13 protein-coding genes are annotated in these 12,949 nt (G+C 70.7%); 9 read left to right on the top strand and 4 right to left on the bottom strand.

What is annotated here, in order from left to right; all coding sequences use genetic code 11:
* Positions 1-25 precede the first annotated feature (25 nt).
* The 3 genes from GXN78_RS41310 to GXN78_RS18765 all read right to left on the bottom strand — a co-directional run bounded on the left by GXN78_RS41310 (position 26) and on the right by GXN78_RS18765 (position 2,557).
* Positions 26-928: a transglutaminase-like domain-containing protein gene (locus GXN78_RS41310; RefSeq protein WP_239142767.1), complete on the bottom strand. Its 903-nt coding sequence runs from the start codon at positions 926-928 to the stop codon at positions 26-28.
* An 81-nt stretch (positions 929-1,009) separates the two neighbouring features.
* A complete protein-coding gene (locus GXN78_RS18770; RefSeq protein WP_204162236.1) occupies positions 1,010-1,303 on the bottom strand; it encodes an RHS repeat domain-containing protein in 294 nt (97 codons plus the stop codon).
* Positions 1,304-1,423: 120 nt separating this feature from the next.
* On the bottom strand, positions 1,424-2,557 hold the full coding sequence (locus GXN78_RS18765; RefSeq protein WP_106554793.1) for a DJ-1/PfpI family protein: 1,134 nt from the start codon (positions 2,555-2,557) through the stop codon (positions 1,424-1,426).
* Positions 2,558-2,595: 38 nt separating this feature from the next.
* Here GXN78_RS18765 and GXN78_RS18760 point away from each other — a divergent pair, with 38 nt between their 5' ends.
* From GXN78_RS18760 to GXN78_RS18730, 7 genes are all read left to right on the top strand, one after another.
* Entirely contained in the window at positions 2,596-3,912 is a 1,317-nt protein-coding gene (locus tag GXN78_RS18760) for an AraC family transcriptional regulator (RefSeq protein WP_239142766.1), read from the top strand.
* Positions 3,884-4,234, top strand: a complete 351-nt coding sequence (locus GXN78_RS18755; protein ID WP_164255539.1) for an STAS domain-containing protein — start codon at positions 3,884-3,886, stop codon at positions 4,232-4,234. Before GXN78_RS18760 ends, GXN78_RS18755 begins: the two co-directional genes overlap by 29 nt.
* A 7-nt stretch (positions 4,235-4,241) precedes the next feature.
* The gene (locus tag GXN78_RS18750) at positions 4,242-4,685 is read left to right on the top strand and encodes an ATP-binding protein (RefSeq protein WP_106554796.1); all 444 of its coding nucleotides are present in this window, start codon (positions 4,242-4,244) and stop codon (positions 4,683-4,685) included.
* Positions 4,686-4,770: 85 nt separating this feature from the next.
* The gene (locus GXN78_RS18745) at positions 4,771-5,409 is read left to right on the top strand and encodes a hypothetical protein (RefSeq protein WP_204162235.1); all 639 of its coding nucleotides are present in this window, start codon (positions 4,771-4,773) and stop codon (positions 5,407-5,409) included.
* A 103-nt stretch (positions 5,410-5,512) separates the two neighbouring features.
* Positions 5,513-7,372 (top strand): OmpA family protein, encoded by a 1,860-nt coding sequence (locus GXN78_RS18740; protein WP_106554797.1) that lies wholly within the window; start codon positions 5,513-5,515, stop codon positions 7,370-7,372.
* Positions 7,373-7,385: 13 nt separating this feature from the next.
* A complete protein-coding gene (locus GXN78_RS18735) occupies positions 7,386-7,880 on the top strand; it encodes a Rab family GTPase (protein ID WP_106554798.1) in 495 nt (164 codons plus the stop codon).
* A 2-nt stretch (positions 7,881-7,882) separates the two neighbouring features.
* Positions 7,883-9,097: a SpoIIE family protein phosphatase gene (locus tag GXN78_RS18730; RefSeq protein ID WP_106554799.1), complete on the top strand. Its 1,215-nt coding sequence runs from the start codon at positions 7,883-7,885 to the stop codon at positions 9,095-9,097.
* A 3-nt stretch (positions 9,098-9,100) separates the two neighbouring features.
* Here the strand turns inward: GXN78_RS18730 and GXN78_RS18725 are convergent, their stop codons facing one another.
* A complete protein-coding gene (locus tag GXN78_RS18725) occupies positions 9,101-10,069 on the bottom strand; it encodes a GAF domain-containing protein (protein ID WP_146162977.1) in 969 nt (322 codons plus the stop codon).
* Positions 10,070-10,218: 149 nt separating this feature from the next.
* On the opposite strand from GXN78_RS18725, the gene GXN78_RS18720 reads away from it, so the two are divergent.
* Both GXN78_RS18720 and GXN78_RS18715 read left to right on the top strand, forming a co-directional pair.
* Positions 10,219-11,400 (top strand): CaiB/BaiF CoA-transferase family protein, encoded by a 1,182-nt coding sequence (locus tag GXN78_RS18720; protein ID WP_106554801.1) that lies wholly within the window; start codon positions 10,219-10,221, stop codon positions 11,398-11,400.
* A gap of 103 nt (positions 11,401-11,503) precedes the next feature.
* Positions 11,504-12,517: an AraC family transcriptional regulator gene (locus GXN78_RS18715; RefSeq protein ID WP_106554802.1), complete on the top strand. Its 1,014-nt coding sequence runs from the start codon at positions 11,504-11,506 to the stop codon at positions 12,515-12,517.
* Positions 12,518-12,949: the final 432 nt, after the last annotated feature.

Raw genomic sequence — 12,949 nt, 5'->3', positions numbered from 1 at the left:
GACTTCGGCGATCGGGCGCCCGCCATCACGCTTCGAGCCGCGACAGCAGCGCCTTCAGGTCAGCCGGGTGGGTGTGGACGATCGCGAAGCGGCCGGGAATTCGGTGGCTGGCCCAGATGCACAGGAGTTCGTCGAGTGGCTCGCTGCTCACGAAGTAGCGGGTGGCCTCGACGCCGGAGGCGCGCAGGAGCTCGACCATCAAGGTGGCTTGGTCGTGGGCGGTGGCTTGGTTGTCGAGGACGGCGCCGAGCGCTCCTTTTTGCGATCCGAAGACAGGGTAGTACTCGATGGTGTTGCGAACGTACTGGTAGATGAGGTCGGGGTGGTGGCGCAGCGACCGGCCGAGCTCGGCGATGGAGGCGGGGCCCAAGGCGTTGCCATCGCCGGAGATCTTCATGACCGATGTCGTGGTGGATGCCGAGGTCGAGGTCTTGTTGGTCTTGGGGGCCGCGGTGACGCCTTGATTGACATTGGCCGGAAGCACCCTGGCCTTCAGCACGCGCTGGGCGTCGGCGAAGGTGACCGGGGGCATGTTGGCGCGCAGGACGCCGGGGGCGGGGGCGAACTCGCCGGCGCCGGCAGCGCCGGGTGCAGTGGCGCTGCGGGTGGAGACTCCGGACTCCTTGGCACCGTCCTTGACGGCCTCTCGCCGTACAGGGTCCTTCGCCGTGGGCAGATCGTCCGGCAGGTAGCGCAGGGCGGGTTGGCCGCTCGCGAAGTTCAATGAGCTGCCCCATCCCGCGGTGGCATTGGTGGACGAACGCTGGCTGATGTTGGGCTTGGCATTGGCACTGGCAACGCCGAGGGCGACGGACGGCGGTGCCGCCTTGCGAGCCGCACCGCTCTGAATCTGCGCAGCAGCGATGCCGCCTGCAAGCGATGTGGCAACGGCCACGACAACGGCGCAGGCGCGCGCGAGCTTGGACATGGGAACTCCCCCAGTGTTTTGATGGAAAAGAAAACGAGCAGCCCTGCCCTCCCGGGCCGGACCTGCAACGGCGCGCTGACGCTACGGCGAGGTGATCACCACCGAGGTGCGATTGCCCGCGGGGTCGTAGCTGTAGGTGATCGTGGTGGCGGAGGCACCGTTGCTGTAGACGGTGCTGGCAAGTCGGCCCAGGGCGTCATACGTGAAGCTCACGGAGCCGGCATAAGCGGGAAGGCCGGCGAGCGTGGCGGCGCACAGGCAAGCGGCGAAGACTGTGCGGAACGGAATCCGGATCGATACACGGCGATCGGCTGGCATCGATACGCGCGATCTCGATGCGTGCGCTGGCGATGCAGCGGGATTTTTCTTCTTCATGGGGCCCCTGGCTTCTTGATGTGGCGCGGACTGTAGCCGAGCCAGGAGCTATCAAATACTCGTTTTTTGTCGCGCAATATTTGCGCGCAGTGGACCCGCAGAGCTGGCCAAGACCGATGCTCAGCCCGCGCAGCCAGTACCCGTCCCCGGGTACTCCATCTCCAGCATCACCCGGTCCCGCCGCGCGTCGCCATAGCGCTCGGCGATCTCGCACAGCGTGCGATCCAGCTGCTGCACCGGCTTCAGCCCCGGCGAAAGCGGCAGCCGCGGCGACCCGTCGGCCGAGGGCTGCGCGACCAGCACCAGCCCGCTCTTCAGCCTCACCGGGCCCGATGCCGACGCCGCCTCCACGTTCACGCGCCCCGTGCGCGACCAGGCATCCGCGGCCAGCGCGAGGGCGATGTCGTCCATGCCGTCCTGCACCTCGGCGTGCCGGCGCTCGACGCGCCAGAACATGGCCTTGTCGAGCACGTAGGTCCAGGCCCGGCGGGCATCGAGGTGGAAGGAGGCGCTGTCGTGCTCCGGACCCCACGAAGACACGCCGAGCTCGGCCGCGACGCTCTGGGCCCTCGTCCGGCCGCCCATCGCCTCCACCAGCGCGAGCAGCGTCGGCACCGAGGCGGTAACGCCCGTGGTGGTGGCGACGCCGCGGTCGATCGCATAGCGCTGGTTCGGCACGTAGGTGGCGTCCGGGTGACGCCGAAGCAGCGTGCCGCGGTCGTACCAGTGGCCCGTGAAACGCCGGCCGTCGAGCAGGCCGGCCTGGCCGACCACCCGCACCCCCGAGCACACGCCGATCACGCGCGCGCCCAGCCGCGCCTGGCGCTGCAGCCAGCCCGTCACGGCGGGGTCGTCGTCGGTTCTCATCGCTGGGACGATCACGTAGTCGGCGCCCGCGGGATGCATCCGGTCGAAGCCGGCCAGGTCCTGCGCGCCATCGACTTCCAGCGCGGGATACAGGCTCACCCGGCCCGCCCGCGGCGCCACGACCCGCACCTCGGCCACGCCGGCACGCTGGAGCACCGCGTGCGGCAGCAGCAGGTCGGTCATCTCGGTGCCCTCGTTCAGGGCGAGGATCGCGACCACCGGCCGGCCCGCCCCGCGCGGCTTCAAGGCCTCGATAAAGGCCTGCTTCTCGCGCGCGACCCTGGCCGCATCATCCTGCGCCGGCGGCTGCGGCGCGCCCGCCCCGCAGCCTGCCAGCCCCAACGCTGCAATACTTGCCCCGATCAGCGCCCGCACCCACTTCGACATGGCCGCCCCTCCGTAACCGCGATGTCCTGAGCCTACGAATGCCCACCCTGCCCCGCAAGGACGAAGAAGCCGCGCTTTCTGCCAGCGACATCGTGCTGGTCGCCTTCGACGGCGTCGAGGCGATCGACGTCGCCGGCCCGGCCAGCGTCTTCAGCAAGGCCGAGCAGATGCGTCCCGGCAGCTACCGCCTGCACATCGCATCGCCGGCCGGCGGCACCGTATCGACCAACGGCGGGCTGAGCTTTGCCGGCACCTGCACGCTGCAGCAGCTGCCCGCCGCGATCGACACGCTGATCGTCGCCGGCGGCGACGAGCCGGGGGTGCGGGCGGCGATCGTCGAGCAGCGCATCGGGGCCTGGCTCGCCCAGGTCGCGCCGCAGGTCCGCCGCATCGCGAGCGTGTGTACCGGGGCCTTCGCACTCGCCGCGGCCGGCCTGCTCGACGGCCGCGAGGCCACCACGCACTGGCGCGCCTGCGACCAGCTGCAGGCGCTGCGGCCGCAGGTGCGCGTGCGGCACGAGCGCATCTACGTGCACGATGGCCCGGTGTGGACCTCGGCCGGCGTCACCACCGGCATCGAGCTCGCGCTCGCGCTGGTCGAGGACGACCTGGGCCATGCGGTGGCGATGGAGATCGCCCGCACGCTGGCGCTGCCGATGCTGCGCGGCGCGGGGGAGCCGCAGCTGAGCCCGACCCTGCAGGCCCAGGCCTCGGCCAGCCATCGCCTGCGCGAGCTGGTGGCCTGGATCGGCACGCATCCGCAGGAGGAGCTGTCGGTCGAGGTGCTGGCGGCTCGCGTGCAGATGAGCCCGCGCAACTTCGGCCGCGCCTTCGCCGCCCAGGCCGGCTGTACCCCGGCGCGCTTCGTCGAGCAGACCCGGGTGGCCGCTGCCGCGCAGCTGCTGCGGCGCACGCGCTGGACGCAGGACCGGATCGCGAGCCGCAGCGGCTTCGGCTCGGTGGATGCCCTGCAGAACGCGCCGTGCGGCAGAACAGGCTCCACTGCCGAGTGGCCAGAACGGTGGCGAGCACGGGCGCCGGGCGGCATCCTGAAGGGGAACCAGGCCGCCTGCGCCCGCCCCCGCGGGCCTCGCAAAGGGAGAGGGAGCAAGACCGGTCTGCGCGAAGGAGGGAGCGTGTACCGCGCAGTCACGCTTATCGACGCCACCGTCCTTTGCGCGTATCCTACAAAAGTTCCTGCTTGTCGATCGCAGGACGCTCACCATCCCGCGCTCCAGCCCAGAGAACCGCGCGGGTGCAGCGATCCTGGCGCCGGGGGGCGACTGCCGGTTCAACGCTCATCGATACATCCAATACGGAGGTGGCATGGAGCTAAGGACGGAGCAACTGGCTGAGGGCATCGAGAAAATCAGCCTGATCGGGCGCCTGGACAGCGCCGGCACACAAGAGATCGACATGCGCTTCGCCGCGCTGGTCGCGACCCGGAAGCTTCTCGCCGTGGTCGACATGTCCGAGGTGTCGTTCCTGGCGTCCATCGGCATTCGCGCCCTGATCACCAACGCGAGAGCCCAGCGGCAGCGCGGCGGCGAGATGGCCTTGGCGGGCCCGCAGCCGCTGGTGGCGGATGTGCTCAAGGTTGCGGGAATCGACACGATCATCCCGCTCTACCCCGACGTCGATACCGCCTTCAGCGCGCTGAAGGCGGGAGCCGAGTGAGGCCCTGATGTCCTCCAGCGACAGGGAGCCCCAGGCCTCCCTGATCGTCGGTTCCGAGCTGTGCGAGCTTTCGCGCGTGAGCGCGTGGGTGCAGGACTGGGCGCAGCGCCAGCGGCTTCCGGCCCGCACCACACAGCAGCTCGACTTGTGCTCGACCGAGGCGCTGACCAACATCATGACCCACGGCAGCAGCGACGCGGCTGCGCACGCCAGCATCCTCCTGCGCCTCGGGTGGCAGGGCGAGGCCGTGGCCCTGGTGGTCGAGGACGAGGGAAGCCCCTTCGACCCGCTGCAGGCCCCGCAACCGATGCATGCGAGCAGCCTCGACGATGCGCACGTGGGCGGCTGGGGCATCCCCATCGTTCGCCGCTTCTCCGACGGCATGCACTACCGCCGCGAAGACGGCCGCAATCGCCTGACGCTTCTTTTCCGGCCGACGGCGCCGCCCTGAGCGAAGGCCCGCCACACCAGCCATCCCGCGGGCGCCGTCCCCCCCGGCGCCACTTCCACAAAGCACCACTACGAGGAAACACACCATGGGAACCGCAGCCAAACCCCTCCCCACCATCGACACGCAGAGCGCAATGGCCGCGCGCGCGGCCCTGGCCACCCAGCCCAACGGCCCCAATGGCACGGGCGATGCCTCGGGCGCCTCGGGGGTCGACAAGATGCGCGAGTTGCTGTTCGGCAACCAGATGCAGGACTACGACAAGCGCTTCTCGGTCCTCGAAGACCGTTTCGCGCAAAGGATGCGCGACATGGAATCGGAGTCCTCCCGCAGCCTGACCAACCTCGAAGCGACGATCAAGAAGCAGCTCGAATCGGTCGCCGGCCAGTTCCGCGAGGAAAAGGACCTGCGCGCCGACGCCGACAAGGACATGGAGCGCAGCCTGCGGGAGCAGACCCAGGCGCTGGAAAAGCGCCTCGCCCAGCTCTCCGACCAGCTCGCGCGCCAGGGGCGCGACTTCACCGACAGCCTGGGCCATGAGGTCCAGGGCCTGCGCGACGAGATGCGGCGGCGCCAGGACGACACCCGCGCCACCATCGAGCGGATGTTCGCCGAGCTCAGCAACGTCAAGACCGATCGCAACCTGCTCGCGGGACTGTTCGTCGAGATCGCCAAATGCTTGAACCAGGACGCGTCGCCCAAGGGCGGCAACGGCGCGAGCGCGTGAGCCGCACGGCCGCTCCGAAGGCGAACAGCACCGCAGCCGTAGGCGAAGGTGCTTCAGTGACCCGCGCGCCCCCGCGGCGGGCCGCAAGGGCGGAGGAGGCCGCGTGACAGCGCGCCTGCCGCTGGCTGCGACCAGCGGTGCCCCCGAAGAAGATCCGAACCGCCGGCTCGCCGGCCTGCTGCTGGAGCTGGCCCGCTGCGTCAACCCCGACGTGGTCCTGCCGCTGCCGGTGCCGACCCGCCCGGCGGCCGATCCCCGCATGGAGGCGCTGCGCGACGTGCTGCTCGAACGCGAGCAGGTGGCGCTGGCGCGGCTGCAGCGCAAGTTCGACGACCCGCGCGAGTTCGCCGACGCGGTGGGCGCGGTGCTGCCCGCCGCCTTCGAGCTGGCGGCGCAGGACGAGCGCCTCGGCCAGGTGATCGCCCCCACGGTCGAGAAGGCCACCCAGGCCTCGATCCGGAAGAATCCGGACACCATGGTCGACATCCTGTACCCCGTCATGGGGCCGGCGATCCGCAAGGCCATCGCCGAGACGCTCGAAGGCAAGCTGCAGTCGCTAAACCAGGCGCTCAAGCACAGCCTGTCGTGGCGCGGCATGACGTGGCGCCTGGAGGCCTGGCGCAGCGGCAGCGCCTTCGCCGACGTGGTGCTCAAGCACACCGCCGTGTTCCGCGTCGAGCACCTGTTCCTGGTGCATCGCAAGACGGGCCTGCTGCTGGCGCACGAGGCCGCCGACGACGCGACCTCGCGCGACCCGCAGCTGGTGTCGGCCATGCTCTCCGCGATCCAGGATTTCGTGCGCGACTCCTTCGACGAATCCGCCCAGGGCGGCGCCAAGGGCCGCAGCATCGACAGCCTGCGCCTGGGCGACCTGCTGCTGTGGTGCGAGGAAGGGCCGTCGGCTTTTCTGGCGGCGGTGATCCACGGCAACCCGCCCCCGGCGCTGCGCGTGTCACTGGGGGAGACGCTGGGCGCCATCCATGACGAATGGCGCACGGCGCTCGATGAATTCGAAGGCGACACCGCACCCTTCGAGCAAACCGGCCAGGAGCGGCTGCGGCCAACGCTGTGGTCCCAGTCGGCCGAGTCCAGGGGAAGGCTGTCGCCGCTGCTCTGGGCCGTCCCCCTCGTCCTGCTGCTGTTGCTGGGCTACTGGCTCGGGCAACGGCTGGTCGAGGAACGGCGCGTCGACAACTACGTGGCGGCGCTGCGAGACGAGCCCGGCATCGTCGTGATGGGCGCCGACCGCCAAGACGGCAAGTGGCGGGTGTCCGGGCTGCGCGACCCGCTGGCCGCGCGGCCGGAAACCTTGCTGGCGCCGGCGAAGCTGGACCCATCGCGCGTCGTCGGCCGCTGGGAACCCTACCAGGCGCTGCATCCGGCCATCATGCTGAAGCGCCTGCAGGCGACCCTGAATCCGCCCCCGACCGTCAGCCTCTCGCAGGACGCGAACGGCATTCGCGCCGACGGCAGCGCCCCCCAGCACTGGATGGACAAGGCGCGGGCCTTCGTGAACAGCCTGCCCGCCGGCGCCCCGCAGGTGGATCTCAGCGCCCTCAAGGACATCCAGGACCCGGACTACAACCGCCTGCGCGATGCCCTCCAGGCCCACGTCATCCCCTTCGAGAACAACGCACCGCGGCCCACCGCCGAGCAGGGGATCGAGCTCGACACCATCGCGGCCGAGCTGCGCGAGCTGGTGCGGGTGGCCCGCGGCCTGGGCTTCTCCGTCAAGGTCACGATCGTCGGCCACGCCGATGCGACCGGCAAGGACACCGCCAACCTGGCCTTGAGCCTGGGACGCGCCGAGGTCGTGCGCTCCATGCTGCGGGCCCGCGGCATCGACCCGACCTTGCTCTCGGTGCGCGGCGCCGGCCCGCTGGAGCCGCTGCGGCCCGGCGCCAGCGCGGACGAGCTGTCGATGAACCGGCGCGTGTCCTTCGTCGTCGGCACCAGCGATTGAGGCCTGCCAACCCATGCTGCAAAAGAAGATCTGCCTGCTCGGTGCCTTCGGCGTCGGAAAGACCAGCCTGGTGCGCCGCTTCGTCGACACCATCTTCTCGGACGCCTACCTCACCACGGTCGGCGTGAAGATCGACAAGAAGATGCTGACCGTCGGCACCGAGCCGTTCGCGCTCATCCTGTGGGACATCGCCGGCGAGGACGAGATGTCGGCGGTGCGGCTGAGCTACCTGCGCGGCGCGGCCGGCTACCTGCTGGTGGTGGACGGCACGCGCCCCGAAACCCTCGAGACCGCCGCGTCGATCCAGACGCGCGTCAACGCCGAGGTCGGCAGCATCCCCTTCCTCGCCCTGCTCAACAAGGCGGACCTGGTGGAGGATTGGGCCCTCCCGGCGCCGCGGCTGGAGGCGCTGGAGGGTGCGGGCTGGACCTTCCGCCGCACCAGCGCCAAGACCGGCGAGGGCGTCGAGGCGAGCTTCGAGGACCTGGCGGCGCTGCTCGCGCGATAGCCATGCTGGACCTGCCGGCGCAGATTTCCGACTCGCTCATGCTGCTGGTCCATGGGCAGCACGCGCTCGCGCACCTGGCCGTCGACGACGCGCAGAAGCTGGTGCATGCCGGCGGCGACCTGGCGCACTACGGCCTGGCCGACGTCCAGCCCGGCGATTCCGCCTGCGACCGGATTTCCTTCCTTGAAGGCCTGTTGCCGCTGGCAGAAAACCCTTTCCTCCTGCGTTCCATGGAGATGCCCAGCGGGCGGGTCGCCGACGTGCATTTGTTCGCCGATGGCAGCACCGTCTGGATCGTCCTGCTCGACGTGACGATGGAGCACGACGAGGCCCAGCGGGTGCAGCAGAAGGCCTACGACATGACCCTGCTCAGCCAGCGCGAGGCCCGGCTGATCGAGCAGCTCGAGGCGGCCAACCAGGAACTGAGGCGCGCCCACAGCGAGCTCGCGGCGTCGCGCGAAGCCCTGCAGCGCACCCACGACCGCCTGCAGCAGGAGCTGCGCGACGCCGAGCGCTACGTTCGCTCCATCCTGCCGGCGCCGCTGTCGGAGCCCCTCGCCATCGACTGGCGCTTCGTGCCCTCGACCGAGCTGGGCGGCGATTCCTTCGGCTACCACTGGATCGACGACGAGCACTTCGCGCTCTACCTGATCGACGTCTGCGGCCACGGCGTGGGCGCCGCCCTGCTCTCGGTCGCGGTCGCCGACACGCTGCGCTCGGAGGCCCTGCCGCGCACCGACTTCCGCCGGCCCGCGGAGGTGCTCGCCGCGCTCAACCAGGCCTACCAGATGGAGCGCCACGGCGAGCTGTTCTGCACCGTCTGGTACGGCGTCTATCACCGGGCCACCGGGAGCCTGCGCTATGCCTCGGCCGGCCACCCGCCGGCCATGCTGGTGAGTGGGCCGCCCGAGGCCGCCGGGGACTGCGTGCCCTTGAAGGCCAGCGGCCCCAGCATCGGCATCTCGCCCACCGCCCGCTATGGCGACGAGCACTGCAGCCTGCAATCGCCGGCCCGCCTGTTCGTGTTCAGCGACGGGACCTACGAGATCACCCGGCCGGACGGGTCCATGCTGGCGTTCTCCGACTTCGCCGCGGTGCTCGCGCAGCCGGTGCGCGACGGGCAGTCCGAGCTCGACAGGCTGCTGGACTTCGCGCGGGAGATGCACGGGCCCGGCGTGCTCGAGGACGACTTCACCATCATCGAGATGGCGCTGTGAGCTCTAGAGATACAGCGCCACCACCTCGACCACTTCATCCCCCCACACCACCGGTATTGCCAACAGCGCCCAGGACCCGATCGCCGTCGCGGCGGCTGCGGGCGCGCCCGGCTCCGACGCCGGAAAGTCGTTGATCGCCGGCATCGCGCTGCGCCAGGCCTCGACGATCGATCCCGCCGTCACCGAAGCGGATGCCGACGCCGGCAACGTCGCCTCGATCAGCGAGGCCCCGCCATGCAGCTCGCTGAAGGCGTAGACGCGCCGCAGCAGCGCCCCCGCCGCATCGGGCACCCAGCGCTCGATGCGACGAGCCAGCGGCAGCTTCGCATCGGCCAGAAAGCTCAGGACATGGCTGTCCTCCAGCTTCGAGCCTGCGGGGATGGCCAGGCCCCGCAGAAGGCCCGCCTCGGCCGCTTCCTGCGCGCGCAGGAAACGCCCGGGCACGGCCGGCAGGTTCTCCAGGAACACCGCTTCGCCGCGCTGCCAGGCCGCGCCCGGCAGGCCGACCCCGCGCGGCAGGTAGGTATCGCGCGAGGCCGACTCGAAGGCTTGCGCGTTCGCTCCGAAAAAGGCGCCATCGACCAGGCGCATGTCGCTGGTGATGCGCGCGTCGTGGTGCCAGAGCTCGAGACCGCTGGCCGCATCGGCCACGGCATCGGGCCCGCAGAAGATCACGAGCACCGAACTGAGGCTGTCATGCACGAAAAGCGGCAGCGCGACGGCGCAGGCCAGGCCGGCGTCGCGCGCGGCGGACACGCGGCGAAAGTTCGAGCCTTCGAAGCGGGGCAGAAGAACCGGCCGGCCCTCGTCCCAGGCCCGGCCCGGCAGGCCTTCGCCCCGGCCGAAGCACATCTCGCGGCTGATGGCAGCGAATCGCCTCGCGGGCCCGAACGCACCGCCTCCGAACTCGAGCAGCGTGCCGTCTTCGCTCGGCAACCAGACTTCGGCGGCCTTGATGAATGTGGAACTCATGATGCGTGCCTGCGTGGGAAAGCCGTTCAAAGCAAGTTGCAAGCCATGACCGCTTGGGCCGGCCTGAGAGGCTGTGACGCTTTTCGCCAATCGCCGCGACCGGTGCCGCCATTGCCGCGGTCCTGTGCGCCGCCTAGATTGCAGGCCTCATGACCTCTTCTCCTGAATCCGCAGAAAGCACCCCCACCGGCGCCCCGCTCGCCGGCGTGCGCGTGCTCGACCTCACCCGCCTGCTGCCGGGCCCGCTCGGCACCATGCACCTCGCCGACCTCGGCGCCGACGTGCTCAAGATCGAGGACACCGGCGCCGGCGACTACGCCAGCCCCGCGGTGCGCGCGCTCGTCAACCGCAACAAGCGCGCGATCCGCATCGACCTCAAGCACCCCGAAGGCGTGGCCACGCTGCTGCGCCTGTGCCGGCAAGCCGACGTGCTGGTCGAAGGCTTCCGGCCCGGCGTGATGCAGCGGCTGGGCGTGGGCTACGAGGCCGTGGCGGCCGTCAACCCGCGCATCGTCTACTGCAGCATCAGCGGCTTCGGCCAGGCCGGGCCGCTGCGCGACTCGCCGGGACACGACCTCAACTACGCGGCGCTGGCCGGCGTGGCCGAGCAGATCGGCAACGCCGCAGGGCCCGCCCTGTCGAACCTGCCCGTGGCCGACCTGCTGGGCGGCACCATGACGGCGGTGGCGGGCATTCTTGCCGCGCTCTTCGACGCCGCGCGCACCGGCCGTGGACGGCACGTCGACATCGCCATGGCCGATGGCGTGCTCGCCCACGCGGTGCTGCCGCTGGCCGGGCTGCACCAGCACGGAAAGGTGCCGCAGATCGGCCACAGCGCGCTGACGGGTGCGCTCGCCTGCTACGGCTTCTACCGCACGGCCGACGGGCGGCAGGTGGCCGTCGGTGCGCTGGAGCCGAAGTTCTGGGAGGCGCTGTGCCGCAGGCTCGAGCGCCCCGACCTCGTTCCCCTGCACCGCAGCGGCGACGCGGCGACCGAAGAAAGCGTGCGCGCGGCGCTGGCCGCCCTCTTCGGTGCACAGCCGCTCGCGCATTGGCGCGAGCTGTTCCGCGACGGCGCCGGCTGCGTCACGCCGGTGCTGCGCATCGACGAGACGCTGGCGCATCCGCACTTTCGCGCGCGCGGCATGCGCATCGCGGCCGACGATGCGGCCTCGCCGCAGCTCGGTTGCCCCATCAAGATGACCGGCTTCGAGCCTTCAGCGCCGCGGCCCGCGCCGCGCGCCGGGGAACACACCGACGAGATCCTGCGCCAGGCCGGACTCGACGCGCCCGCCGTGGCCGCGCTGCGGGCCGCGGGCGCCATCGGGTGAAGCGGCCTTCGCTGCGTACCGCCTTGCAGCGGCGCGGCGGCGGACCGAGCCCGAGCGGGCGCTGCCTACAATCCGGGCGGCCGGGCCGCGGCGGCCGCCATCGATGACGCTCACCCACCACACCGTTGCCATCCAGCAGGTGCACAGCATCCTGATGGGCGCGCGCCATCGCGGGCTCGACGAGGCCCCGCTGCTGGCGCGGGCGGGCATCGCCCCCCCGCTGCTGGAGTCGCCGCTGGCGCGCATTTCGCAGCGCCAGTACGCGCTGCTGATCCGCGCCCTGCGGCGCGAGCTGCGCGACGAGCTCTGGGGCCTGCTGAGCCATCCGCTGCCGCCCGGCAGCTTCGGCCAGTGCATGCGCCAGCTGGTGCGCTGCGCCACGCTCGGCGAGGCCCTGCGCGACGGGTTCGCCTGGTACCACCTGCTGCTGCACGACTTCGTGCCGCGCCTCACCGTGAGCCAGGGCCGCGCGCACCTGCAGTTCGTGCTGCGGCGCGCTTCCGATGCGCAGCTGGACTATGCGGTGAAGGCCTTCATGCTGCTGGCTTTCAACGCCTTGTCCTGGCTGGTGGCGCGCCGCATCCCGCTGCTGGAGGTCGACTACACGGCCGAGCAAATGAGCTCGGACACCTCGCGCGTCTACCAGGTGCCGATCCGCTACGGCCAGCCGCACGTCGGCCTGTGGTTCGACGCGCGCTGGCTGGCGCTGCCGGTCGTGCAATCGCCGCAGAGCCTGCGCGAGTTCCTGGCCGGCTCGCCCGCCAACCTGATCGTGCGGTACCGCGACACCAGCAGCCTCACCGAGCGCATCCGCCGGCTGCTGCGCAAGCAGCTGGGCAGCGAGCTGCCCTCGCTGGAGGAAGTCGGCGAGGCGCTCGCCGTGACGCCGCAGACGCTGCGCCGGCGCCTGCGCGACGAGGGCCGCGGCTTCCAGCAGATCAAGGACGAGCTGCGGCGCGATGCGGCGATCGAGTACCTGCTGCACACGCCGCTGCCGCTGCTGGAGATCGCCAACCGCGTGGGCTTCTCGGAGGCGAGCACCTTTCATCGGGCGTTCAAGCAGTGGACGGGCGTGGCGCCGGGGGAGTACCGGCTGGCGCACGGGCCGGAGCGCTGAGATTTTGGGGCTGTTCGCATGACCAACAGAGTGCGAATGGCGGATGCGGAGTGAATGCCGAGGCTTTAATCGCGTAGGGGCGCGGAGGCGTGCGGTATGCCCGGTGCCCTCACCCCAGCCCTCTCCCAGAGGGAGAGGGAGCAAGGCAGGGACACGCTCCCGCTCCGGGCACAGCCCCCCTTCGCGCAGGCCGGTCTTACTCCCTCTCCCTCTGGGAGAGGGCCGGGGTGAGGGCACCGGCCCTCCGAAGTGCACGCAACCCTCGCACACCCCCAAGCCCGGCATGCGGTGCGTGCATCCAACGACAGGCCCTTCGCCCTTCCATACGGACTTGGTCACGAACAAGCACTTGGACGCTTTCGCCAAGCCCTTTGGCGCTTCCTGCCATGGGTCCGCGCCGCAACGCGACCTAAGCTTTGCCCCATCTTCCAC

Origin of the sequence: Variovorax sp. WS11 (assembly GCF_010499245.1) — a bacterium.
Taxonomy (GTDB): domain Bacteria; phylum Pseudomonadota; class Gammaproteobacteria; order Burkholderiales; family Burkholderiaceae_C; genus Variovorax.
This window is presented reverse-complemented; position numbering and strand designations above follow the sequence as displayed.

Coding starts and splice junctions, on each gene's coding strand:
- GXN78_RS41310 (WP_239142767.1), bottom strand. CDS start 928: ATGTCCAAGCTCGCGCGCGCCTGCGCCGTTGTCGTGGCCGTTGCCACA.
- GXN78_RS18770 (WP_204162236.1), bottom strand. CDS start 1,303: ATGAAGAAGAAAAATCCCGCTGCATCGCCAGCGCACGCATCGAGATCG.
- GXN78_RS18765 (WP_106554793.1), bottom strand. CDS start 2,557: ATGTCGAAGTGGGTGCGGGCGCTGATCGGGGCAAGTATTGCAGCGTTG.
- GXN78_RS18760 (WP_239142766.1), top strand. CDS start 2,596: ATGCCCACCCTGCCCCGCAAGGACGAAGAAGCCGCGCTTTCTGCCAGC.
- GXN78_RS18755 (WP_164255539.1), top strand. CDS start 3,884: ATGGAGCTAAGGACGGAGCAACTGGCTGAGGGCATCGAGAAAATCAGC.
- GXN78_RS18750 (WP_106554796.1), top strand. CDS start 4,242: ATGTCCTCCAGCGACAGGGAGCCCCAGGCCTCCCTGATCGTCGGTTCC.
- GXN78_RS18745 (WP_204162235.1), top strand. CDS start 4,771: ATGGGAACCGCAGCCAAACCCCTCCCCACCATCGACACGCAGAGCGCA.
- GXN78_RS18735 (WP_106554798.1), top strand. CDS start 7,386: ATGCTGCAAAAGAAGATCTGCCTGCTCGGTGCCTTCGGCGTCGGAAAG.
- GXN78_RS18730 (WP_106554799.1), top strand. CDS start 7,883: ATGCTGGACCTGCCGGCGCAGATTTCCGACTCGCTCATGCTGCTGGTC.
- GXN78_RS18725 (WP_146162977.1), bottom strand. CDS start 10,069: ATGAGTTCCACATTCATCAAGGCCGCCGAAGTCTGGTTGCCGAGCGAA.
- GXN78_RS18720 (WP_106554801.1), top strand. CDS start 10,219: ATGACCTCTTCTCCTGAATCCGCAGAAAGCACCCCCACCGGCGCCCCG.
- GXN78_RS18715 (WP_106554802.1), top strand. CDS start 11,504: ATGACGCTCACCCACCACACCGTTGCCATCCAGCAGGTGCACAGCATC.